General features: G+C 46.9%; 19 protein-coding genes. 10 read left to right on the top strand and 9 right to left on the bottom strand.

The window, feature by feature from the left end:
• Positions 1-5: 5 nt before the first annotated feature.
• Entirely contained in the window at positions 6-2,477 is a 2,472-nt protein-coding gene (locus tag ACOJUR_RS00145; RefSeq protein ID WP_420948951.1) for an AMP-dependent synthetase/ligase, read from the bottom strand.
• 214 nt (positions 2,478-2,691) lie between these two features.
• Positions 2,692-3,243, bottom strand: coding sequence for a sigma-70 family RNA polymerase sigma factor (locus ACOJUR_RS00140; RefSeq protein ID WP_420948950.1), 552 nt, complete (start codon positions 3,241-3,243; stop codon positions 2,692-2,694).
• A gap of 290 nt (positions 3,244-3,533) precedes the next feature.
• Between ACOJUR_RS00140 and ACOJUR_RS00135 the strand changes: the two genes are divergently transcribed.
• Positions 3,534-4,106 (top strand): hypothetical protein, encoded by a 573-nt coding sequence (locus ACOJUR_RS00135; RefSeq protein ID WP_420948949.1) that lies wholly within the window; start codon positions 3,534-3,536, stop codon positions 4,104-4,106.
• 17 nt (positions 4,107-4,123) lie between these two features.
• On the opposite strand, the gene ACOJUR_RS00130 is transcribed toward ACOJUR_RS00135, so the two are convergent.
• The gene (locus ACOJUR_RS00130) at positions 4,124-4,789 is read right to left on the bottom strand and encodes an IMPACT family protein (protein WP_420948948.1); all 666 of its coding nucleotides are present in this window, start codon (positions 4,787-4,789) and stop codon (positions 4,124-4,126) included.
• Between the two features lie 856 nt (positions 4,790-5,645).
• On the opposite strand from ACOJUR_RS00130, the gene ACOJUR_RS00125 reads away from it, so the two are divergent.
• Entirely contained in the window at positions 5,646-8,420 is a 2,775-nt protein-coding gene (locus ACOJUR_RS00125; protein ID WP_420948947.1) for a beta strand repeat-containing protein, read from the top strand.
• An 82-nt stretch (positions 8,421-8,502) separates the two neighbouring features.
• On the opposite strand, the gene ACOJUR_RS00120 is transcribed toward ACOJUR_RS00125, so the two are convergent.
• From ACOJUR_RS00120 to ACOJUR_RS00110, 3 genes are all read right to left on the bottom strand, one after another.
• The gene (locus ACOJUR_RS00120) at positions 8,503-9,726 is read right to left on the bottom strand and encodes an FtsK/SpoIIIE domain-containing protein (RefSeq protein ID WP_420948946.1); all 1,224 of its coding nucleotides are present in this window, start codon (positions 9,724-9,726) and stop codon (positions 8,503-8,505) included.
• Positions 9,727-9,880: 154 nt separating this feature from the next.
• Entirely contained in the window at positions 9,881-11,110 is a 1,230-nt protein-coding gene (locus ACOJUR_RS00115; protein WP_420948945.1) for a hypothetical protein, read from the bottom strand.
• Between the two features lie 118 nt (positions 11,111-11,228).
• Entirely contained in the window at positions 11,229-11,471 is a 243-nt protein-coding gene (locus ACOJUR_RS00110) for a hypothetical protein (protein WP_420948941.1), read from the bottom strand.
• Between the two features lie 366 nt (positions 11,472-11,837).
• On the opposite strand from ACOJUR_RS00110, the gene ACOJUR_RS00105 reads away from it, so the two are divergent.
• The 4 genes from ACOJUR_RS00105 to ACOJUR_RS00090 all read left to right on the top strand — a co-directional run bounded on the left by ACOJUR_RS00105 (position 11,838) and on the right by ACOJUR_RS00090 (position 17,084).
• On the top strand, positions 11,838-12,620 hold the full coding sequence (locus ACOJUR_RS00105) for a helix-turn-helix domain-containing protein (protein WP_420948940.1): 783 nt from the start codon (positions 11,838-11,840) through the stop codon (positions 12,618-12,620).
• A 272-nt stretch (positions 12,621-12,892) separates the two neighbouring features.
• A complete protein-coding gene (locus tag ACOJUR_RS00100; protein ID WP_420948939.1) occupies positions 12,893-13,762 on the top strand; it encodes a tyrosine-type recombinase/integrase in 870 nt (289 codons plus the stop codon).
• A gap of 12 nt (positions 13,763-13,774) precedes the next feature.
• Positions 13,775-14,479, top strand: coding sequence for a hypothetical protein (locus ACOJUR_RS00095; RefSeq protein ID WP_420948938.1), 705 nt, complete (start codon positions 13,775-13,777; stop codon positions 14,477-14,479).
• A gap of 241 nt (positions 14,480-14,720) precedes the next feature.
• Positions 14,721-17,084 (top strand): beta strand repeat-containing protein, encoded by a 2,364-nt coding sequence (locus ACOJUR_RS00090; protein WP_420948944.1) that lies wholly within the window; start codon positions 14,721-14,723, stop codon positions 17,082-17,084.
• A gap of 92 nt (positions 17,085-17,176) precedes the next feature.
• Here the strand turns inward: ACOJUR_RS00090 and ACOJUR_RS00085 are convergent, their stop codons facing one another.
• The 3 genes from ACOJUR_RS00085 to ACOJUR_RS00075 all read right to left on the bottom strand — a co-directional run bounded on the left by ACOJUR_RS00085 (position 17,177) and on the right by ACOJUR_RS00075 (position 20,136).
• A complete protein-coding gene (locus ACOJUR_RS00085) occupies positions 17,177-18,397 on the bottom strand; it encodes an FtsK/SpoIIIE domain-containing protein (protein ID WP_420948943.1) in 1,221 nt (406 codons plus the stop codon).
• 154 nt (positions 18,398-18,551) lie between these two features.
• A complete protein-coding gene (locus ACOJUR_RS00080; RefSeq protein WP_420948942.1) occupies positions 18,552-19,775 on the bottom strand; it encodes a hypothetical protein in 1,224 nt (407 codons plus the stop codon).
• Positions 19,776-19,893: 118 nt separating this feature from the next.
• Positions 19,894-20,136, bottom strand: coding sequence for a hypothetical protein (locus ACOJUR_RS00075; RefSeq protein ID WP_420948941.1), 243 nt, complete (start codon positions 20,134-20,136; stop codon positions 19,894-19,896).
• A gap of 366 nt (positions 20,137-20,502) precedes the next feature.
• On the opposite strand from ACOJUR_RS00075, the gene ACOJUR_RS00070 reads away from it, so the two are divergent.
• The 4 genes from ACOJUR_RS00070 to ACOJUR_RS00055 form a co-directional block, all read left to right on the top strand.
• Positions 20,503-21,285: a helix-turn-helix domain-containing protein gene (locus tag ACOJUR_RS00070; RefSeq protein ID WP_420948940.1), complete on the top strand. Its 783-nt coding sequence runs from the start codon at positions 20,503-20,505 to the stop codon at positions 21,283-21,285.
• A 272-nt stretch (positions 21,286-21,557) separates the two neighbouring features.
• Positions 21,558-22,427 (top strand): tyrosine-type recombinase/integrase, encoded by an 870-nt coding sequence (locus ACOJUR_RS00065; protein ID WP_420948939.1) that lies wholly within the window; start codon positions 21,558-21,560, stop codon positions 22,425-22,427.
• Positions 22,428-22,439: 12 nt separating this feature from the next.
• A complete protein-coding gene (locus tag ACOJUR_RS00060) occupies positions 22,440-23,144 on the top strand; it encodes a hypothetical protein (protein WP_420948938.1) in 705 nt (234 codons plus the stop codon).
• 241 nt (positions 23,145-23,385) lie between these two features.
• Positions 23,386-23,902, top strand: a 517-nt coding sequence (locus ACOJUR_RS00055; RefSeq protein ID WP_420948937.1) for a hypothetical protein, incomplete at its 3' end; no start/stop codon positions are given.

Here is a 23,902-nt window from a genome sequence, read left to right as displayed (position 1 = left end):
TTCTCTTAAGGCATTTCGTTCGCCAATTGTTGGCTGTCAGCTTTGGCTGTATTCAACTTGCCGCCCATTTCTTGATTGATCTCGTTCAAACGGGCGGCCGTTTGACTGAGCTCCTGCGTCAATTCGTTCATTTGCGAAAGTGCATGGTTCTGGCTGGAACTGTTAGCAGCTATATTCAGCAAATTGCCGTGAATGGAGTTGGCGTATTGTCCAAAGCTGTTGCTTAAATTGACTTCCTGCAAACTCAGCCCATTCAGACGCTGTAAAGTTTTGTCTTCTTCTCCAATGCCTTGATACAATCCACCGAGTTGCTGATTCATCACTGCAGAAGCTCCCGATAACGTTCCTGCTTTATCCATCTCTTTGACAATCTGCGCGTTGTTCTGGCTGATCCCGTTGTTATGTGTTTGTATTTGAGAGAGCGTGTGGCCAATGTTCAGTTCATCCGACAATTTCTTGACGTTTTGCGGATGCGTAGCAGCTAGCGCAATTCCACTCGCTACAACGAGTGCTCCGAGCGTCCCGCCTCCTATGAAAAGTGCGCGTCGCAATCGGCTTCGAGTGGCTGGTTTGGAGTTTTCTTGCGCCGGCTCTTTATCTTCAATGGCATCTGTTTCTATCCAATGGGCAGTACCGTCAGTTGTGTCGTGATGCTCACTGTCGTCACCGTCCCCCGTCTGGCCGCCGCTGCCAATCAGTAAGACATCTTTGCTGGGGGAATGGTACATTCGTTCAATTTCTTGTTCGTAGCGCATAGTCAAGAGACGTGACTTGACTTTCAAAGTAGGAGTTAATTCTCCGCTTTCCATGGAGAAGGGTTGACGCAATAACAATGCTCGTTTGGGACGCTCGAAGGCGGCAAATGGAGCAACCGCTTTCACAATCTCCGCGTCCAGCCATGCCAGTACATCGGGGCGTTGAAGAAGTGCTGTTGTGTTGCCGTCAGAAACATCGTCAAAACGAGTTTTCAATACCTCAAAGTCTGGTACCAGCAGGCAGGTAACATAAGGCTTGCCGTCGCCAATCAGAACTGCGTCCGAAACTGCTGGACTAAGTGTCAGAGCGTTTTCAATGGGAAACGGAGCGACATTTTTGCCCGTTGCCAGTACCAAGATATTTTTTTTGCGATCCACTATGCGAATATAGCCGTCTATGATTTCGGCGAGATCGCCCGTATGGAGCCATCCTTCTTCGTCAATCGTCTCTTCAGTGGCTTCTGGCTGGCGATAATAGCCCTGCATTACGTTTGGACCGCGCACTAAAAGCTCACCGTCTTCAGCCAATCTTACTTCTACGCCGGGAATAGGTTTGCCCACAAAACCTGGCCGTGCATCTTCAAGCGGATTGACGGCAATAACGGGCGCAGTTTCTGTCATACCGTAACCTTCTACAATAGGAATACCAGCGCGGCTAAAAAATTTCGCAATGTTGCTGGCTAAGCCAGCACCACCAGACACTACAAGGCGAATTTGCCCGCCTAAAGCGCTGCGAATTTTGCTGTAGACCAGTTTATCAACTACTTTATGAGCCAAAGGTGAAGGACGCTCACCCATTCCTTTTTCCAGTAACGGACGCACCGCTTTAGGAGCATGTTCGAGATTTTCCAGAATGCCTGCATACACTTTCTCCAAAAGGCGCGGTACAGTAACCAGAATAGAAGGGCGAATTTCGAGCAAGTTATCACGAATGGTGTCAATGGATTCCGCGTAGGCTATGGATGCACCAAACAGTAACGGCGTAAACAAACCGACTGTTCGTTCGAATATGTGGGACAAAGGGAGATAAGAAAGAGCTTTATCCTCTGGATAGACTGGCACCACACGTGTAATCGCTTTCACATTGCTGATCAAATTTTGGTGAGTCAGCATCACGCCTTTCGGCTGGCCAGATGTGCCTGATGTGTGGACAATGGTGGCCAGCGCGCTGGAGGGGATGTTGGGGAAAATTTCTTGCGGTGGACGTGGTTGCGCAATAGGGCTTTGTGATGCAGCTAAACGTTGTTGACCATGGTTTTGTAACGCTTTTAGAGCGTAGAGTGGAAAGCTTGATGGAAAACGGGTGAGTCCGAGATCTTCCAGCAGTACCGTACCTTCCAGACCTTCAGGAAGATGATTTTCTTCATCCATCAGTTTCTCTAAAAGTTTCCAATGTCCAACGAGCAGAAAACGTGCTTCAGCGTTTTGTAAAATGTACGTCACGGCATCGCGAGGCAACGTAGGATAAATGGGAGCCACAACTGCGCCAATGGCCATGCAGGCGAAATCACAGATAGCCCAATCTGGACTGCTTTCCGCCCAAAGTGCCACTTTATCGCCTTCGCGTACTCCGATTTCCTGCAAGCCGGCAGCGGTAGCAAGAATTTTCTCCCACAACTGCTCATAGGTCAGCGCTACGTATTGGCCGTTAACTTTATGCTGCATGGCTACTCGTTCTCTGTGTGTCTCTACGGATGCTTCCAACATTTCTACCAGATTCAAAACCAATCCCCCCCAGAATGGCAGATGCTGAACTTGGTATAGATATGAAGTCAGGCAAAGATAGTGACAATTCGTCAATAAACGGATTCGCTGTAGATCTTTCTTTTACGGGGGTTATCCACTAAATTTTCAAAACATTTTATCGCATCTTTCAGTGGACGTCTAAACTTGTTGTTTACCGTATGCAAAGTTTCTTTTATTCATATCTGCCTTCTTACAGATTATAAGTTTTCCTTAATTTTTGTACGGCTCTTTTGCGCCATATTTTGCACGTTTCTTTGGAAACTCCATGTTGGCGAGCCAAATCCTGCAAGGACTGATCTTCAAATACAGCGCGCATCGCCTCTTTCTCGCGGGGGCTGAGTCGGGCGTTGTGAATCCATTGTTCCATATCATGGCGAAGTAAAAAACGTTCTGTCGTTTGCTCAGCACTGGGGTCGATTGTCCAATGGAATAGCCATTCTTCGGTCGATCTCGGTTGGCAATGAGCTTCATGTTTCCATTCGCGGCGCATGATGTTGCGCAAATGTCCGTGAATCGAACGATACAGATACGTCAGGAGACTTGCCCCGCCTGTAGACCTGTAGGCTTTAGCCGCCACAAGCAGCGCGTAGCGTGCCTCCTGTACAGCGTCTTCGAGCGAGGTATGGCGATATTTGTTAGCCAATTTCCAGACGAGTTTTTCATACTTTTGCAAGAGAAATTCGGCGCCAGTAGAATCTCCTGCCTGCCAGGCGATTAGTGCGGTTTGTTCGTTATCATCCATACGTTTCTCTCCCATTCCTTGGGAGACCGGTCTCAAGGTGTCTAACGCGTTATCCGTAGCTTAAAACGGCAGTGGCGGAGAGAGCGAATCAGGAGTTGTGTGAAAGTCAGCAAAATATGTTAATCATATTGAAATTTATCCAAATTCAAGATAGCATAATTATATATATATTTATTTAAATTTAATTGTAATTTATTAAGTTTAAAAATGTTTTTTTGGACAAGTCCTGAGTGAAAAGGAAGTCTGACAAGACAGACGCGAATTCAGGGGACATAAGGGGATGATTCCAATTGAATGAGAACAATCATTTGCAGGCACATTCATGGAAGGAAAAGGAAAACACAGAATCGCTTTGTATCTATCATTCCAAGCAAAATGTACCTCATTTAGAAGACTGGATTGACGATGTCATGGGTTTTGTACCTGTTGATGTAGCCAATGTGGGACGTATGACGCGACTGATTCGGCGGATGGAGGAGGATATGTATGTACCTTGGTCCATCCCTTATGCATACCGAAGGGTGGCTGCGTATTACGGTTTGCATTGGCAATCTCTGCGTGAGATTCAAAGAGAAGTCATGCAAAAATCACAGTATGTGCCACTTGTAGCGCGAGCTGGGAAATCAACATTTTGTGCCGTTAAAACCATAGCCAGACCTCTGACGCGCCATGAGGGAGCTACTGGCTATATCGTAGGAAAAGAAGTGAAGACCATCCATAATGTTGAGGAGAAAACAAAAATGTTGGAGTTTACGAATGGGAAAAATTTATTGGTCTATATGAGCCGTGAACAGATTCAACAAAGATTTATGGATGGAAATCTATTTGCAGCTGTATGGCGGGACAGGCAGTTTCGTGAATAAAGGGTGGTACAGGCGAATTACAACCCTTGTGGCAAGTTTTTTAGGCGCAATTCACCGTGATCGACACGGCCAGCCCAAACAGGCGGTGAGAGATGGATGGTGGCCCGGCCGGCCGTCCATTCCTGAATCGCCGCTTGCCAGTGGCTGGTGTCTTGAAGAGAAAGAAGCAGCCGTAAACGGACGTTGTCTGTAAAATCGCTTTCCAGAATGTGTACGCCCTCGTTGTGCAGGGCGTACTCCAAACGCCCGTAGTCACTGTAAGGAAGTGTAACTTCTAAAACGGTCGCCTGAAACAAGGCCATTTTTACAGCAGCTTGCAAGGCGCCGGCTGCTGCCTCTGTATACGCCCGCACCAGTCCGTTTGCTCCCAGAAGTGTTCCGCCAAAATAGCGAGTGACAACAACGAGCAGACAATCGAGCTGTTGCCTGCGAATCACGTCTAAAATCGGTCGTCCTGCCGTACCGCTTGGTTCACCGTCATCCGAGTATCGTTCCTGCACTCTGTCCAGACCAAAACGCCAGGCAAAACAATGATGCGCCGCGCCACGTTCTTCAGTTCGAATTTTCTCTAGCCAGAAATCGCTGTCTTTCTCACACAAAAGAGGGATGGCCCGACCAATAAATTTGGATTTTTTAATTTCCATGCTGAACATGCTGGATTCTGCAAGAGTTGTTGAGTTCATAGAGAAATCTCCTTTTTTGCAGGGCTTCTGGCTCGATCTCGATGATTTTCTAATCCATTGCTTTTCATCTGCGCCATTCGACAAAAATTGACACCGGGTTAGGCTTGACCCACAAAAAGAAAAAATATTTATCGATAGTCTGTAACATCAAGAACGTTTGTTACGTCTAAGTAAACGCTGAAAACTTATAGTATAGCAACTTGTCTTTCGAAATCAGCGCAGAGGAGTCAGGAAAATCAAGCCAAAAGTGTTCTGTTCAACGAACTTTCCGCGTAACATAGCATTGTTGGACCGCATTCGGCGTACAAATCGGCAATGGTGAATGGGAAATGAAAAAAGTTTCCGAAAGAGGAATTCTAATCGATTAGAGCGAAAACAATGGAAATTATTAATTCTAGCTTTACTCGCAAGCAAGCTAACAGTATAATCAGCCGTGGGAGTAGGAAAAGGCAACAGCATTTGGCTGACCTGTTCCTTACATAATAAAGGGTTCAGTAGACTATCTGCCTATTCTCACATAGCTACTAAATTTTCTACTCATGGCTTAATTGCTCTGATAAAAGAGGATTTTTGCGAATTGTGTCGTAAAAAGTCTCTTAATGCCATGAATCGAGAGACAATCGCGAGTTTTCCGGATATGGGGCTCCGTGAATATCTCTACTGAAGGGAGGGATGCCTACCTGCGCGGCGCATCGTGCATCGGCTAAGTCATAGCTTAGTCTGACATGGTCTACTCCGTTCAAGACCGCCGTTGAATAGCGTAGGGGCATAACTACTGTAAAAGTTCTAGGATGGGGTGCAATCACCCTCTCTCAGTAAGTTGTAAAAAGAAGTTTTTTAAGGAGGAGAAATTCACTTGAAACGAGCACTTACAGGTATCGCTGCAGCCTCTGTCGTTCTCGGTATGTCCGTTCCGACAGTTTTCGCTGCCAATTACAGCAATGCTACATGGCACCAGGAAACCATTCAGGTTGGTTCCACCACGCTTGGTTTTAAAGGTTTTGACGCATTGTATGCGGGCATAGAAACCAACTATATGCCGATTTATTATTTGATTGAAATGCTGCAAAAGGATGGTTACCAAGCTTCCTGGAACGGCATTAACAAAGTGTTCTCCATCACCACCCCATCTGGTGTGAATGTGGACACAAGCGTATTCACCAACCCTGGTCAAGGTACAGCTTCCATCTATCTGAACGGTCAGCTCGTGCAGATGACGGATTCTATTGTCAAGAAAGACCCGGCTTCTGGTGGGAACACCACCTACATGCCGGTTTACTTCTTGCTAAAGGTATTGCATGCCATTGGTGCAGCCAGCCAGAGCAACTGGGATGGCAACACTGAAACCTTGACACTGCAGGCTCCAACACCGGCTAGTATGAGTACAAGTTTAAGTGCAATTAGTGTTGGAGACGCTTCTGTAGGTACAGGCTCAGCTTCTTCACCTGCAGTTACAACGGGTGCTAACTTGACACTTTCCACAACCTTGACAGATGCTATGGGTAATCCGATTCCTGGTGTGAATACAACGCTCGTGTTAATGGGGTCTGTAGCGCCTAGCGTAACAGTTAATGGACAATCGGTGGCTGCAACTTCCGTGAGTGGTGGATGGTCATATCAGGTTCCAACAAATTCGAATGGTGTGGCTGAGGCGCAGATTTCGGTTGCAACAGGTATAACAGCATCATATGTTGCGCAATATCAAGCACCTTACAACAATAATGGTGTGCAAGTTTCTTCTGCTAAATCATACGTAGAATTTGTTCCTGCCGGAGGAGCAGCGATTTCTCCGATTGGAACAGCAAATTCTCCATACACTTCCACAGTGTCTACTCCGTCCAACGAGACCACTGGTCTTGTGCCTGTAACAGTAACAATTCCAAGTGCTGGTTCTGGAGTTGAGGTTACCTTTACTCTATCTGGTGGTAGTGCGTACTTTGCAAATGCACAAGGTGGAGAGGTATCTGCACAAAATGCTGGCTCTGCACAAACAATCGTCTACACGAATTCTAATGGTCAAGCAACTGTTTATGTTAATGACAATAGTACAGATTCGGGTGTAGTTGTTTCTGCACAAGCTACAGGATATTCAATACCTGATACCTATCTCAGTTGGGGTCAAGCTGGAGTTGTTACACAGCTTGCAAATGTAACTGCCTCTAATGTATCAAGTGGAAGTGGCACAAATTCTTCTCCATACGAAGCGAATGCTGGAAGTGATGTGGTAATTAGTGGTCAGGCACAAGACGCTAGTGGCAACCCGGTTTCTAATGCCCAGTTACTTCTCGTTAATTCGGGTACAACAGGGAATCCTGCAAGTTATGTAGATAGTAACTCTGGTGCAGGTGACTATGTAAATGGTACTACATCAACGGCATTTCCGAATGTAGATGCAGGATCTATAGGAGGCTATACCAATCCATCCCAATACGGAGAATTGGTAACTACTGATGCGAACGGCAACTTCTCATTTACAGTAACAGATTCTGCTATCGAAGCGGATCATTACTATCTATACAGTGTAAATAATAATACAGTTAGTAAGTCTCCGCTTGGAAATTGGTATGTAAATTGGCAGGCTGGTACAACACTGAATTCCATAGGTGTTGCAACAACGATTTCGCCGCTTCAAACAAACTATAATGGAAGTTCAGTTCCAACAAGTTTGTCAGGGATTCAAGTTTTACAAGGAAGTACCGCACAGATTGAGTTTGCTGGTTATAGTGGATTACAACAACTTGGAGCAAACTCCAATGAAACATACGATGCAAGTTTGAATTCTGGAACCATTGCAAGTGTTACAGCAGGTGGAAAAACAGTATCGTTGAATGGAACAAACGGTTTGAGTTCCGTTTCAATTAATGTGGTTAGTGATGGTAATAATCAATACACCGTAACTGCAAATGGTCAACCCGTTACTACAAGTGCAACTTCGCCGGTAGTTACACTAAATGTAACTGATTCATCTGCGGAAACAGATACGCTAACCATTTCCAGTGGATCTGTTAAGTCGACAGCATCCATACAATTCACTTCAAGTGGTCCTGTGCAAGCAGCTTCCTTAACACCATCTCTGTTCCAACTTGCACCTGGACAAAGTGGAACTATTACGTATACAGTTGAAGATGCTGGAGGTAATCCAGTTCCAGATGCGGCAGCTACGCTTCAATTACCAACTAGCCCAACAGATGGAACAAACTTATGGCTGACGACTGTAAACGGAACGATGCTTCAGCAGACGGAGAGTTTAGGGGCCAATTTAGGAAATGCCACTGAACCTACACCCATACCTGTTGGTTCTTTCACCTATAATCATGGAACTCCTGGTAGCGTAGCATATTCAGTCTCTATTCCAGGTGTTGTGAGCTGGATGAACGGTTCGCCTTACGTGCAAGTGTTTACAAACTCGAAGGGTCAAGTTACTCTTACCTTCGCGGCGGGCGGAATCGGATATTGGAACACAACGACCACTAGTGTTTATACATCCGATCCAGCTGATAGTGGATTAACAACTTCTGTGTACACGTATTCAAACTCTGGAACAAATAGTGACACGGCTTCGCAATTGTATGTTGGAAAGACCTCTCCATGGGGTTCATCTACAACAACATTAGGCCAGATTGGCTGGTAATATTTAAACGATAAGTAAATTTAGTTCAGATTTTGTAAAATGAATTTACAAAACAAAGGACACCCGTTCAGGTGTCCTTTGTTTACGAAAGTTCATCATATTGGAAGGTTTGGAAGGTCTGGAGTTTACCGCCTCTGGATAATACAGCCCTGCCCTTGATAGCCGGCAATCGGAACGCTGCGTCTTCTCCAGCTCCCAAAATCACACCCGATTGAACGGCGCTTGTCACATGGAAAGCCACCATACAATCAATATTGGCGCGTAAGATACCTGGAATCGTTTCTGCGTCAGGACGTTGGGTTGCTATGGCTAAGTGAATACCTAAGCTTCGGCCTTTTTGAAGGATCGTTTGTATCAAACTTAGGATTTCTTTCGCCTGTTCAGCGCTTGTTTTATCGTGTTTCATGGTCGCTGCCGTCGTGATGGTGGCAAATTCATCGATGAGAGTTACATGAGGCTCAAAGTTCACGGTTCCTTGTTCCCAGGCTTCTTGTTCGCGTTGGCGCAAAAGCAAAATTTCTTGTGTCAAATGGGCATGGAGTGCCTCCACATCGCGGAGGATTGCCGAGACTTTGGAGCGAAGCGGGCGGTAATCGGCGCCGCCCTTCAAATCCACCAGGGTGACTTGGCAGGGAAAAGGCTGTGCGTACAACGATTCTGCCAGCACTTTCATTAAATTAGTTTTTCCTCCACCGGTGGTGCCAGCTATCAGAAGGTGGGGATATTCACTTAAAGAGGTATAGACCCACCCCCGATTTCCTTTCCCTAACCACCATTGAGGCGATGATGTACGAGATATCTCCTCATACGCCGAGCTTAAGAAGACTTGCGATGGCAGAGATTTCACGATTTCAATCCAGACATCACCGGGGTTGTCCGCGGCAGATACGAACACATTTTTTCGAGACTGACTGGACAACACATCGGTCATGTTTTGCAGGGAAGCGAATGATTCGCCAGGCGGCAGGCGATAGAGACCGACTAAGGAGTCCCCTTCCCAATGTAGTGGCCCTAGACGTTCCAGAGGTCGAAAAGCCTCTTTTTGAATAGGCTTTTGGATCGCTTCGTAAGCTTGGATCATCGCATCCTTTTGGCGAAACCAAGACCAGAGCGTGAGAATCCAAGGATTTTCTTCCCGTGTCCAGTCCCAATACGTAGGACCGAATCGAAAGAGAAGGATCCAAAAGTCACTGAAAAGCATCCAGAGCGGAGCTTGGGGTAGGAACAGCCGATTGAGCGCGTATAAGGTAAACAGCAGGAAAGCATCAGCGAGAATGTAATGTTTTCGCGTGGGACGTTGGAGCATGAAGAAGCATCTCCTTTCGGTTGTTGTGAAAGAATTGCAAATCGTGGGCGATGGGTGGGATATGCAGGATTGCGTAAGAAAGGCTTAAAGCCAAGGCAATGAAGAACAGATTTTTGAGATATGGGCGTATCGATGACATGGTTGACTTGCCTCCTTATAGCCAACATCCTGTGAGAGCGGCTTTACGCCGGATCTCTGTGTCCAGCATGCTGTATAACTCCTCTTGAGATAGAGAGAGTGTGTGGGCAAGAAGTGCAGGTAAAGTTTCCAAAAGCTCGGCACTGGTCGATATCTGTGAAGCCACTGCAAAGGCACTCAAATACCCCCGAAGCGTTTTGGCCAGTAAGGTGGCATCGTATTGAGGAGGCAACGGTTTTCGCTCACTAGGAGGCATGTACCCCGTCAGTGTCTGTGCCATGTGTAGCCAGATCGTATCCATAGGCCATTTGGAGCGATTTTGGTTACCGTTGGGCTCTCGATAGGTTATCCATTCCAGTAACAGATAGGGAAGCAAAGAAAAAATATGTTGGACTCCTGTAGGGACATCTGTGTGTGCAAAGCTTATCTCTGTGTCGGGAATTTTGAATTGATGGAGTGCCGCTCGGCGCAGTTGAAACTCAATGCGCCAGACATCCCGCGTTTTGTCCCATCCGGCTTCCTGCCAGAGATCCGCAAAAAAACGTTTAGCGTTTTTGTAAGAATGGTTTTGGCTGATTTCAAACCATTTATTGTAGATGCGACAAAGAATGTTCCCTTTTCCGAAGGTAAACCCAGTAAATTGTTCACCCACATGATAACTTGCGGTGTTGAGGGTGGAGGTAGCCGTTTCAAAGTCTACGTCGTCCTCATCGGGTTGCGCTTGAAGGATAAATTGGGCATTGGTTTTGGCTCGGGTGACAAATTTGATTCGATCCTCAGCGTGCCATTGAAATTGGTCGGTATCGATTGCTAGATCAATCCGTGAAATGCGAGAGAGAAAAGTTTCTTTGGCGATAGAAATATCTCCTATCGTCTGTAGGACCGATAAGGTGAATGCCCAAAGTTCTGGAAAGGGTATCGTCCAACAGGCGGTGCTTCGATAAATCACTTCGACAGGCCACTGATGGCTGTCTTCTTTTTGTTCTTGATCATAGATGCGAAATTCCAGTAAGACGGTTTGTGTACACTCTGGTAAAGGTGGAAAAGGTGTTTGAAAAGCATGCCAATGACCATGAGTTCTTTCAGGATAGGTCAATATCTCTAAATCTCGAAACTGACCGTTCATCGATTCGTAAGGAGAAAGGCGTTCCCATTCTTCCAGACATCGAAGAAAGGAGGCGAAATATTGTGTTGCTGTAGGGATATAGACATGAGCGACTAGGGTATCGATTTGGGAGAGATACAAGGCTCATTCCCCCTTGTTGCATCGGAATCGGAATTTTTAGAGGGGGTGTTACTAGAACCCCCCTCCGGGACGCTTGTGCTTCGTCTGGCGCTTCGCACGTCGCGTCCCGGAACATTTCTTAGGCTTTAACACCTTGTGGGACGGCTTTTTTCGACAACCGGCCTTCCATACTGAGCGAACTGTTATAGGAACGAATCCTCACAATTTCCAATTCAACAATTTCCCCCTTTTCCAACGGGGTATCCATGGGGACTTGAACGCGATATGTGACGAATTGTTCTCGATCGGCGAACTCCAGATACTTTTTGCTGCCATCTTTACTCACTTGAACGTCTTGAACCAATCCTGTGAACAAAATCATAATCTGGGTCATCCTTTCTTTTACGGAGTCGATCTGTCGACATCATTTTACGCTCGAATACAAAAAGAATCAATATACTTTAAAAATAGATCTAACTCTGAAAAAGCCTAATCCTAGGAAGGAGTGAGGGGCAAGAGAAGCCTCTGGAGGGTTTCTATTGAAAAAACAAGAGCGCGTATTTTCCTTTGAAATCGGATGAATTTCGCGACTCTCGAAAAGTTCCCCTCATCATTTATTTTCTTTACAAAAGGGGTCAAAGATACCATGTCTACGTATTTTTTTGTTCCATAGGGCAAAGAAATGGGTATGATAGAGATATATTGGGCTCGATGCTGAAAGCGAGGCTACAAGGGAGGTTCGGCGCATATGCCGAGATTGAGTGCAGAGGCCAAACTTACGCCGGAGATGGAAGAGGCGTTTTTGAGTTTTCTCAAGGATCACATCGTTCAAGGGCGTTTGAGTCAGGAGGATATGGCACGCAAGGCAGGCATTTCAGCCTCCTATCTGAATGCGGTCGTGCATGGGCGCAAACACGCTACGAGAAAAACGGCGGCCAAGGTGGTTTTTGTGATCGGGGGCAGGGAAGCTCTTCAGGAGGTGTTTCCGAAGCAAATCGAGCTTTGGAAAGAAGTCGAAAAAGAGATGGAAGCGAGAGAAGTGGAGGAGTGGCCGTCTTTTTGGGAACCGGGAGAACACCTGTTGCCTGAACCTGCACCGGAACTTTTGTACTGGTTTGGCATTGCTCCCGATTCGACGGTGCTGGGGAAAAAGGTAGAAGATTTCGAGGAACTGCAAGAAGGGACGCTCGTCTATCTGGAGGAAGACGGGCGGGGCACGTTTTGGTTGGTACATGAGGAAAAGGAAGAATTTTGGCTGGAGCCGCCCGATGCGTTTATTGTGCGCTCGTTGCGTCTGGAAAATCATCGGGCGTATTGGAAAAGTTGGGGACTGGATGCCAAGCGCGTGTATGAGCAGAAGATGCCGGAAAAAAGCGGCTCGTCGGTGTTGTATCGGGTAAGTGGCGTGTATACGCCGGTTGTCAAAGGTATTCGACCCTTTATGATTCCGCATATGGAGTATCTTTCCAGAAATGACTGGGTAGGGATAGCGGTTTTGACGGCCCAGCTTTCGACGGGCGATGAACTTTAGATAGAACGAATAGGGTTCCAGAGGGCCGTTTTATTCCCGAACGAGAGCTTATGCCCCTTCCCGCCCAGGAAGTATAGGACAGGAGAACAGGCGATCTCCAGTGCAAGCCGCTTCGCGGCGCTTCGCACACTGGACATCGCCTGTCCCCTGTCCTTCGTTGTCCTTAGGGCAAGGGGCCTGTGTGCGCAAAATTGCGCCAAGAGAGGAGGTCAGCGGCTGGGGGGAACGGGGCATGCTCACGCAGGTTTGCACCTTGAAAGGAGGATAAGCGTTTGGAAGGTGAACAGGCGATTCATGCGTTTTTAGCCTATCTGCATACGCTGGAGCGCAGTTTAAAAACGGTGATTGGATATCAGAGTGATGTCAAACGGTTTCGCGCGTTTTATGAACACAAGCACCAGGCGGCTTGGTATGTGGAGGATACGACGCACGAAGATATTTTGGCGTTTCTGCACACTCTGAAAACGGAAGAAGGATTACAACCTGCCACACGTAATCGCATTCTATTTGGACTACGCACGTTCTTTGACTTTTGTAAACGTCAGCATTGGATCGAGTATTCTCCAATGGAAGATATTCCACCAGTCACGACTCCTAAAGTGGAACGAAAGGTGATTCCGTTACCTGCCTTGGAAATTTACTTACAGCAGGTGGATCACCCGATTGTCGCTGCAGCCGCCTGGACGATGCTCTATAGCGGGCTTCGAATTAGTGAATGTATGGCATTGACATTCCACGATGTGGAATGGGAACCGGAAGCGCGTATCATCGTGCGGCATGGCAAAGGAAACAAATCCCGGATTGTCCCGATTTCCCATAAACTACGAGAGATTCTTCAAACGTATGAGACGCATCATCGGCCGAGAGTCAACGTAGAAGAACGTTATTTTGCAACCGAACGCACGGGGCAACTCTCGCCCTCCCAGTTTACGCGTGTTCTACACCAGATCGCGGAACAACGGCATTGGCCTATGCCGATTACAGCGCACATGTTGCGCCATGCATTTGCTACGGAATTGGTGCGTAAGGGTGTCAATCTGGTGCAAATTCAGAAATTACTTGGGCATAGTTCACTCTCTGTCACTTCCGTATATACGCATGCTCAAATGACGGAACTGCAAGATGCCGTGGATCGTCTGTAAGGGAGGAAGCGAATGGGTCATCGAGTACAAGAAATTCTTCAGAGGATCGCTGAGGGTGAGACGCGTGAAGCGTTAATGAAACGTTATGGGTATCAAGCCATGGATAGTTTGAATCAGTATATGCGTCGACATGGTTACCGATGGGATCGGCGAGAGCAACGGTATCTTCTAAGAGCAACGTCGATTCATACTCCGAATGTCCGGGCGCTGGATGTCATGGCGGCGTTTGAGCAACCCGAAGCCGACGCCAAAGAAATTGCCAAGAGGTTACGGTTTTCGAGTCATCAGGCCATGGCTCAGTACATGGTGGCTCGGGGTTACGTTTGGTCGAGTGAGCAGCGAAACTATGTAGCTGAGCATGGACAAGCCCTTGAACTATCCCAGGGGGTTCGAAAACAGGAGAAGGGGAAAGGAAAGAAAGCGGCAGATAGCTATCGTCATGAAGAATTGCTCGCATGGCTTCAGGAAAATCGGGAAGCCCTGGAACAGTTGTTGGAAGGTAGCGCAGATTTGCCTAGATATCGGGTGCCTGGTGTGTACCTGGTGAAGACCTTACAAATTTCCTCGGAACTTAACCAGCTTTTGCGCCAGTGTAGCGAGTCGTGGCATATGAGTCAGCGGGAAATTGTGGAGGCAGCGCTCATTCAATTTTTCCGTACCCATGGATATCAGCAAACGATTCAATCTCTTCTCGGGAGACTTGCCCAAGGTTCATAACATGCAAAAAATGGATGATTTGATCTGCAAAAAGCTTGACGGCGGATACTTGTAACCGTCAAGCTTTTTTCTTGCTTTCAAGTTCCTTGCTTGAAGGGGAAGCACTTGAAAACAAGCAAGAAAGCGACAAGATGTAGAACAAGGGCATGGCATACCGTGAATCAATCGTAGGACATTTCAGCGTTTTTAGAGGGATGAAAGGGGAGGGAAAACGAGAGGGGAATCCGGGTTTCAAATTCACTTGAAACGAGCACTTACAGGTATCGCTGCAGCCTCTGTCGTTCTCGGTATGTCCGTTCCGACAGTTTTCGCTGCCAATTACAGCAATGCTACATGGCACCAGGAAACCATTCAGATTGGTTCCACCACGCTTGGTTTTAAAGGTTTTGACGCATTGTATGCGGGCATAGAAACCAACTATATGCCGATTTATTATTTGATTGAAATGCTGCAAAAGGATGGCTACCAAGCTTCCTGGAACGGCATTAACAAAGTGTTCTCCATCACCACCCCATCTGGTGTGAATGTGGACACAAGCGTATTCACCAACCCTGGTCAAGGTACAGCTTCCATCTATCTGAACGGTCAGCTCGTGCAGATGACGGATTCTATTGTCAAGAAAGACCCGGCTTCTGGTGGGAACACCACCTACATGCCGGTTTACTTCTTGCTAAAGGTATTGCATGCCATTGGTGCAGCCAGTCCGAGCAACTGGGATGGCAACACTGAAACCTTGACGCTGCAGGCTCCAACACCGGCTAGTAGCAGTGTAACGTTGTCCACACCTACAGTAACAGGTGCAACGGTTGGAACAGGTTCTCAAACCTCACCTGCAGTTAGTGAATCTGGTTCTGCAATTACAGTATCTACGACATTAACAGATGCAATGGGAAATCCAATTCCGAATGCAACGCTGTCTCTATCCTTCTCAGGAAGTGGTGTACAGCCAACAGTACAACAAGGAAACACATTTGAAACAGTAAGTGGAAGTGCTACAAATGGATATACGGCTTCCGTAACAACCAATTCAAATGGCGTTGCTACATTTGTGGTGGATGGAATAAATTCCTACGATTTAACAATTACCGCTCCATACCTGAATAATGGTAGTGCTGTATCACAAAATGTTTATCTTGGATTTGTAAATAATCAAGCAATCATGAGTCCAAGTTCCGGGTATAGCGCAACAACATCCACTGCTTCCAGTGGTACGGCTGGATTGGTACCAGTTACACTTACATTGCCAGAGAGCAATGGAGCTCCGCAGGCAAATCAGGAAGTAACGTTTGTAATTAACAGTACTGGAACAATCTCTGGTCCATCTGCACCTTATATGAATACAAATTCTACATCCGCTTACTTTGCGAATAGTAATGGTGCAAACATCAGTAGCAACTATTACACAACCTATACTAATAGTCAGGGCCAAGCTACGGTATGGGTCAATGACTATAATCCGGAAAATGTGTATGTCTCGGTATACACAGGAAGTTATCCTCTAGCTAGCGATACAGCTCTAGCATCAACAGAACTTGAGTATTCTGTTGCAAATGCACCTGCAACTACCCTATCTTCAATTGGAGTTAGTGCGTTTGCTCCGAGTGCCAACTATACACCAAGTGAAACTTCCTTAAGCGGATTAGAAGGGAATCAGACGGTATATTTTGTTCCATTGTCCTCCAGTGGCTCAGAATTAACTGGAAGTAATGCGGAGGTTACCTACAACATTTCTGTAAGTAATGGAGCAGAAATTAATAAAATTAATGGACAGCCACTTCCGAATGGAATTGGTACTCCGTCATCGTTACAACTTGAACTTACAAATGTAACATCAACAACCAGTGGAAGCACTACAACCTATACTTATGATTGGTCAGTAGACGGAGAATCCTTGTCAACAACATCATCGAATCCATATTTCTCCTTATCGCTGACAAATGTAAGTGGCCCATCTACTGTTACTGTTACCAGTGGTAATATTAAATCCACTGCAAGCTTTAACGCATCTGTTAATGCTTCATATGTAACAACTTTGAACCCTACGCTGGTTACATTAAATAGTTTTAGTGGGCAAAGCGCTCCTGTAACTTTCACAGTTGAAGATGCAAGCGGAAATCCTGTTGCAGATGGGTCAGCTGTTGTGAAATATGACAACACATCAACCAATGTCTGGGTTACGGAAGTCAATAATACACCCCTGACACAAGCTATCGGTTCTAATGGAGCAACATTAGCTACCCCAATTCCGCTGTATAGTGTTTCAACTGCATATTCTTCAGGTTTCTCAATTCCAGGTGTGGTATCTTGGAATGGTAACAATGAATTTACTGTATTTACAAATTCAAATGGCCAAGTTACTTTGACCCTACAATCCGGTGATGTATCGTATGCAACTGGTATGATAGGATCGGCAACAAGTGCAAATTCGGGTTCACAAACTGCTCCTACTACTAGCTATACCTATGCATTTACGTACGGTAATGGAAATACTGGTAGCCATTCTGTGTTATATTTAGGTGCTCCAAGTAGTGTTTCAGGTACTAATCCAACTGGAAACAGTAATTGGAATGGCAATGGTTATCAAGTAGGAAGCATTAACTGGTAATCCGTGATTTTTACTAATTTAATGAGAAATTGAATAAACAAGGGCTGTCCCAAATGTTATCGTAAGATAACGGGAGGGATAGCCCTTTCTGCTTATAGCTCTTCGTAATGAAACGTTTGGAAGGTCTGGAGTTTACCGCCTCTGGATAATACAGCCCTGCCCTTGATAGCCGGCAATCGGAACGCTGCGTCTTCTCCAGCTCCCAAAATCACACCCGATTGAACGGCGCTTGTCACATGGAAAGCCACCATACAATCGATATTGGCGCGTAAGATACCTGGAATCGTTTCTGCGTCAGGACGTTGGGTTGCTATGGCTAAGTGAATACCTAAGCTCCGGCCTTTTTGAAGGATCGTTTGTATCAAACTTAGGATTTCTTTCGCCTGTTCAGCGCTTGTTTTATCGTGTTTCATGGTCGCTGCCGTCGTGATGGTGGCAAATTCATCGATGAGGGTTACATGAGGCTCAAAGTTCACAGTTCCTTGTTCCCAAGCCTCTTGTTCGCGTTGGCGCAAAAGCAAAATTTCTTGTGTCAAATGGGCATGAAGTGCCTCCACATCGCGGAGAATTGCCGAGACTTTGGAGCGAAGCGGGCGGTAATCGGCGCCGCCCTTCAAATCCACCAGGGTGACTTGGCAGGGAAAAGGCTGTGCGTACAACGATTCTGCCAGCACTTTCATTAAATTAGTTTTCCCTCCACCAGTGGTTCCAGCTATCAGAAGGTGGGGATATTCACTTAAAGAGGTATAGACCCACCCCCGATTTCCTTTCCCTAACCACCATTGAGGCGATGATGTACGAGATATCTCCTCATACGCCGAGCTTAAGAAGACTTGCGATGGCAGAGATTTCACGATTTCAATCCAGACATCACCGGGATTGTCCGCAGCAGATACGAACACATTTTTTCGAGACTGACTGGACAACACATCGGTCATGTTTTGAAGGGAAGTGAATGATTCGCCAGGCGGCAGGCGATAGAGACCGACTAAGGAGTCCCCTTCCCAATGTAGAGGCCCTAGACGTTCCAGAGGTCGAAAAGCCTCTTTTTGAATAGGCTTTTGGATCGCTTCGTAAGCTTGGATCATCGCATCCTTTTGGCGAAACCAAGACCAGAGCGCGAGGAACCAGGGATTTTCTTCTCGTGTCCAGTCCCAATACGTAGGACCGAATCGAAAGAGAAGGATCCAAAAGTCACTGAAAAGTATCCAGAGCGGAGCTTGGGGTAGGAACAGCCGATTGAGCGCGTATAAGGTAAACAGCAGGAAAGCATCAGCGAGAATGTAATGTTTTCGCGTGGGACGTTGGAGCATGAAGAAGCATCTCCTTTCGGTTGTTGTGAAAGAATTGCAAATCGTGGGCGATGGGTGGGATATGCAGGATTGCGTAAGAAAGGCTTAAAGCCAAGGCAATGAAGAACAGATTTTTGAGATATGGGCGTATCGACGACATGGTTAACTTGCCTCCTTATAGCCAACATCCTGTGAGAGCGGCTTTACGCCGGATCTCTGTGTCCAGCATGCTGTATAACTCCTCTTGAGATAGAGAGAGTGTGTGGGCAAGAAGCGCAGGTAAAGTTTCCAAAAGCTCGGCACTGGTCGATATCTGTGAAGCCACTGCAAAGGCACTCAAATACCCCCGAAGCGTTTTGGCCAGTAAGGTGGCATCGTATTGAGGAGGCAACGGTTTTCGCTCACTAGGAGGCATGTACCCCGTCAGTGTCTGTGCCATGTGTAGCCAGATCGTATCCATAGGCCATTTGGAGCGATTTTGGTTACCGTTGGGCTCTCGATAGGTTATCCATTCCAGTAACAGATAGGGAAGCAAAGAAAAAATATGTTGGACTCCTGTAGGGACATCTGCGTGTGCAAAGGTTATTTCTGTGTCGGGAATTTTGAATTGATGGAGTGCCGCTCGGCGCAGTTGAAACTCAATGCGCCAGACATCCCGCGTTTTGTCCCATCCGGCTTCCTGCCAGAGATCCGCAAAAAAACGTTTAGCGTTTTTGTAGGAATGGTTTTGGCTGATTTCAAGCCATTTATTGTAGATGCGACAAAGAATGTTCCCTTTTCCGAAGGTAAACCCGGTAAATTGTTCACCCACATGATAACTTGTGGTGTTGAGGGTGGAGGTAGTCGTGTCTACGTCGTCCTCATCGGGTTGCGCTTGAAGGATAAATTGGGCATTGGTTTTGGCTCGGGTGACAAATTTGATTCGATCCTCAGCGTGCCATTGAAATTGGTCGGTATCGATTGCTAGATCAATCCGTGAAATGCGAGAGAGAAAAGTTTCTTTGGCGATAGAAATATCTCCTATCGTCTGTAGGACCGATAAGGTAAATGCCCAAAGTTCTGGAAAGGGTATCGTCCAACAGGCGGTGCTTCGATAAATCACTTCGACAGGCCACTGATGGCTGTCTTCTTTTTGTTCTTGATCATAGATGCGAAATTCCAGTAAGACGGTTTGTGTACACTCTGGTAAAGGTGGAAAAGGTGTTTGAAAAGCATGCCAATGACCATGGGTTCGTTCAGGATAGGTCAGTATCTCTAAGTCTCGAAACTGACCGTTCATCGATTCGTAAGGAGAAAGGCGTTCCCATTCTTCCAGACATCGAAGAAAGGAGGCGAAATATTGTGTTGCTGTAGGGATATAGACATGAGCGACTAGGGTATCGATTTGGGAGAGATACAAGACTCATTCCCCCTTGTTGCATCGGAATCGGAATTTTTAGAGGGGGTGTTACTAGAACCCCCCTCCGGGACGCTTGTGCTTCGTCTGGCGCTTCGCACGTCGCGTCCCGGAACATTTCTTAGGCTTTAACACCTTGTGGGACGGCTTTTTTCGACAACCGGCCTTCCATACTGAGCGAACTGTTATAGGAACGAATCCTCACAATTTCCAATTCAACAATTTCCCCCTTTTCCAACGGGGTATCCATGGGGACTTGAACGCGATATGTGACGAATTGTTCTCGATCGGCGAACTCCAGATACTTTTTGCTGCCATCTTTACTCACTTGAACGTCTTGAACCAATCCTGTGAACAAAATCATAATCTGGGTCATCCTTTCTTTTACGGAGTCGATCTGTCGACATCATTTTACGCTCGAATACAAAAAGAATCAATATACTTTAAAAATAGATCTAACTCTGAAAAAGCCTAATCCTAGGAAGGAGTGAGGGGCAAGAGAAGCCTCTGGAGGGTTTCTATTGAAAAAACAAGAGCGCGTATTTTCCTTTGAAATCGGATGAATTTCGCGACTCTCGAAAAGTTCCCCTCATCATTTATTTTCTTTACAAAAGGGGTCAAAGATACCATGTCTACGTATTTTTTTGTTCCATAGGGCAAAGAAATGGGTATGATAGAGATATATTGGGCTCGATGCTGAAAGCGAGGCTACAAGGGAGGTTCGGCGCATATGCCGAGATTGAGTGCAGAGGCCAAACTTACGCCGGAGATGGAAGAGGCGTTTTTGAGTTTTCTCAAGGATCACATCGTTCAAGGGCGTTTGAGTCAGGAGGATATGGCACGCAAGGCAGGCATTTCAGCCTCCTATCTGAATGCGGTCGTGCATGGGCGCAAACACGCTACGAGAAAAACGGCGGCCAAGGTGGTTTTTGTGATCGGGGGCAGGGAAGCTCTTCAGGAGGTGTTTCCGAAGCAAATCGAGCTTTGGAAAGAAGTCGAAAAAGAGATGGAAGCGAGAGAAGTGGAGGAGTGGCCGTCTTTTTGGGAACCGGGAGAACACCTGTTGCCTGAACCTGCACCGGAACTTTTGTACTGGTTTGGCATTGCTCCCGATTCGACGGTGCTGGGGAAAAAGGTAGAAGATTTCGAGGAACTGCAAGAAGGGACGCTCGTCTATCTGGAGGAAGACGGGCGGGGCACGTTTTGGTTGGTACATGAGGAAAAGGAAGAATTTTGGCTGGAGCCGCCCGATGCGTTTATTGTGCGCTCGTTGCGTCTGGAAAATCATCGGGCGTATTGGAAAAGTTGGGGACTGGATGCCAAGCGCGTGTATGAGCAGAAGATGCCGGAAAAAAGCGGCTCGTCGGTGTTGTATCGGGTAAGTGGCGTGTATACGCCGGTTGTCAAAGGTATTCGACCCTTTATGATTCCGCATATGGAGTATCTTTCCAGAAATGACTGGGTAGGGATAGCGGTTTTGACGGCCCAGCTTTCGACGGGCGATGAACTTTAGATAGAACGAATAGGGTTCCAGAGGGCCGTTTTATTCCCGAACGAGAGCTTATGCCCCTTCCCGCCCAGGAAGTATAGGACAGGAGAACAGGCGATCTCCAGTGCAAGCCGCTTCGCGGCGCTTCGCACACTGGACATCGCCTGTCCCCTGTCCTTCGTTGTCCTTAGGGCAAGGGGCCTGTGTGCGCAAAATTGCGCCAAGAGAGGAGGTCAGCGGCTGGGGGGAACGGGGCATGCTCACGCAGGTTTGCACCTTGAAAGGAGGATAAGCGTTTGGAAGGTGAACAGGCGATTCATGCGTTTTTAGCCTATCTGCATACGCTGGAGCGCAGTTTAAAAACGGTGATTGGATATCAGAGTGATGTCAAACGGTTTCGCGCGTTTTATGAACACAAGCACCAGGCGGCTTGGTATGTGGAGGATACGACGCACGAAGATATTTTGGCGTTTCTGCACACTCTGAAAACGGAAGAAGGATTACAACCTGCCACACGTAATCGCATTCTATTTGGACTACGCACGTTCTTTGACTTTTGTAAACGTCAGCATTGGATCGAGTATTCTCCAATGGAAGATATTCCACCAGTCACGACTCCTAAAGTGGAACGAAAGGTGATTCCGTTACCTGCCTTGGAAATTTACTTACAGCAGGTGGATCACCCGATTGTCGCTGCAGCCGCCTGGACGATGCTCTATAGCGGGCTTCGAATTAGTGAATGTATGGCATTGACATTCCACGATGTGGAATGGGAACCGGAAGCGCGTATCATCGTGCGGCATGGCAAAGGAAACAAATCCCGGATTGTCCCGATTTCCCATAAACTACGAGAGATTCTTCAAACGTATGAGACGCATCATCGGCCGAGAGTCAACGTAGAAGAACGTTATTTTGCAACCGAACGCACGGGGCAACTCTCGCCCTCCCAGTTTACGCGTGTTCTACACCAGATCGCGGAACAACGGCATTGGCCTATGCCGATTACAGCGCACATGTTGCGCCATGCATTTGCTACGGAATTGGTGCGTAAGGGTGTCAATCTGGTGCAAATTCAGAAATTACTTGGGCATAGTTCACTCTCTGTCACTTCCGTATATACGCATGCTCAAATGACGGAACTGCAAGATGCCGTGGATCGTCTGTAAGGGAGGAAGCGAATGGGTCATCGAGTACAAGAAATTCTTCAGAGGATCGCTGAGGGTGAGACGCGTGAAGCGTTAATGAAACGTTATGGGTATCAAGCCATGGATAGTTTGAATCAGTATATGCGTCGACATGGTTACCGATGGGATCGGCGAGAGCAACGGTATCTTCTAAGAGCAACGTCGATTCATACTCCGAATGTCCGGGCGCTGGATGTCATGGCGGCGTTTGAGCAACCCGAAGCCGACGCCAAAGAAATTGCCAAGAGGTTACGGTTTTCGAGTCATCAGGCCATGGCTCAGTACATGGTGGCTCGGGGTTACGTTTGGTCGAGTGAGCAGCGAAACTATGTAGCTGAGCATGGACAAGCCCTTGAACTATCCCAGGGGGTTCGAAAACAGGAGAAGGGGAAAGGAAAGAAAGCGGCAGATAGCTATCGTCATGAAGAATTGCTCGCATGGCTTCAGGAAAATCGGGAAGCCCTGGAACAGTTGTTGGAAGGTAGCGCAGATTTGCCTAGATATCGGGTGCCTGGTGTGTACCTGGTGAAGACCTTACAAATTTCCTCGGAACTTAACCAGCTTTTGCGCCAGTGTAGCGAGTCGTGGCATATGAGTCAGCGGGAAATTGTGGAGGCAGCGCTCATTCAATTTTTCCGTACCCATGGATATCAGCAAACGATTCAATCTCTTCTCGGGAGACTTGCCCAAGGTTCATAACATGCAAAAAATGGATGATTTGATCTGCAAAAAGCTTGACGGCGGATACTTGTAACCGTCAAGCTTTTTTCTTGCTTTCAAGTTCCTTGCTTGAAGGGGAAGCACTTGAAAACAAGCAAGAAAGCGACAAGATGTAGAACAAGGGCATGGCATACCGTGAATCAATCGTAGGACATTTCAGCGTTTTTAGAGGGATGAAAGGGGAGGGAAAACGAGAGGGGAATCCGGGTTTCAAATTCACTTGAAACGAGCTCTTACGGGTATCGCTGCAGCCTCTGTCGTTCTCGGTATGTCCGTTCCGACAGTTTTCGCTGCCAATTACAGCAATGCTACATGGCACCAGGAAACCATTCAGATTGGTTCCACCACGCTTGGTTTTAAAGGTTTTGACGCATTGTATGCGGGCATAGAAACCAACTATATGCCGATTTATTATTTGATTGAAATGCTGCAAAAGGATGGCTACCAAGCTTCCTGGAACGGCATTAACAAAGTGTTCTCCATCACCACCCCATCTGGTGTGAATGTGGACACAAGCGTATTCACCAACCCTGGTCAAGGTACAGCTTCCATCTATCTGAACGGTCAGCTCGTGCAGATGACGGATTCTATTGTCAAGAAAGACCCGGCTTCTGGTGGGAACACCACCTACATGCCGGTTTACTTCTTGCTAAAGGTATTGCATGCCATTGGTGCAGCCAGTCCGAGCAACTGGGATGGCAACACTGAAACCTTGACACTGCAGGCTCCAACACCGG

The sequence above is a fragment of the Alicyclobacillus tolerans genome, from assembly GCF_048984885.1.
In the GTDB taxonomy this organism is placed as follows: Bacteria; Bacillota; Bacilli; order Alicyclobacillales; family Alicyclobacillaceae; genus Alicyclobacillus_I; species Alicyclobacillus_I tolerans.
The sequence above is the reverse complement of the archived record's forward strand: the minus strand, read 5'-3'. Positions and strand labels throughout refer to the sequence as shown.

What these genes read in the sequence shown, in the direction of transcription:
- ACOJUR_RS00140 (WP_420948950.1), bottom strand. Translation starts at nt 3,243, where the DNA reads ATGGATGATAACGAACAAACCGCACTAATCGCCTGGCAGGCAGGAGAT.
- ACOJUR_RS00130 (WP_420948948.1), bottom strand. Translation starts at nt 4,789, where the DNA reads ATGAACTCAACAACTCTTGCAGAATCCAGCATGTTCAGCATGGAAATT.
- ACOJUR_RS00120 (WP_420948946.1), bottom strand. Translation starts at nt 9,726, where the DNA reads ATGCTCCAACGTCCCACGCGAAAACATTACATTCTCGCTGATGCTTTC.
- ACOJUR_RS00110 (WP_420948941.1), bottom strand. Translation starts at nt 11,471, where the DNA reads ATGATTTTGTTCACAGGATTGGTTCAAGACGTTCAAGTGAGTAAAGAT.
- ACOJUR_RS00105 (WP_420948940.1), top strand. Translation starts at nt 11,838, where the DNA reads ATGCCGAGATTGAGTGCAGAGGCCAAACTTACGCCGGAGATGGAAGAG.
- ACOJUR_RS00095 (WP_420948938.1), top strand. Translation starts at nt 13,775, where the DNA reads ATGGGTCATCGAGTACAAGAAATTCTTCAGAGGATCGCTGAGGGTGAG.
- ACOJUR_RS00085 (WP_420948943.1), bottom strand. Translation starts at nt 18,397, where the DNA reads ATGCTCCAACGTCCCACGCGAAAACATTACATTCTCGCTGATGCTTTC.
- ACOJUR_RS00075 (WP_420948941.1), bottom strand. Translation starts at nt 20,136, where the DNA reads ATGATTTTGTTCACAGGATTGGTTCAAGACGTTCAAGTGAGTAAAGAT.
- ACOJUR_RS00070 (WP_420948940.1), top strand. Translation starts at nt 20,503, where the DNA reads ATGCCGAGATTGAGTGCAGAGGCCAAACTTACGCCGGAGATGGAAGAG.
- ACOJUR_RS00060 (WP_420948938.1), top strand. Translation starts at nt 22,440, where the DNA reads ATGGGTCATCGAGTACAAGAAATTCTTCAGAGGATCGCTGAGGGTGAG.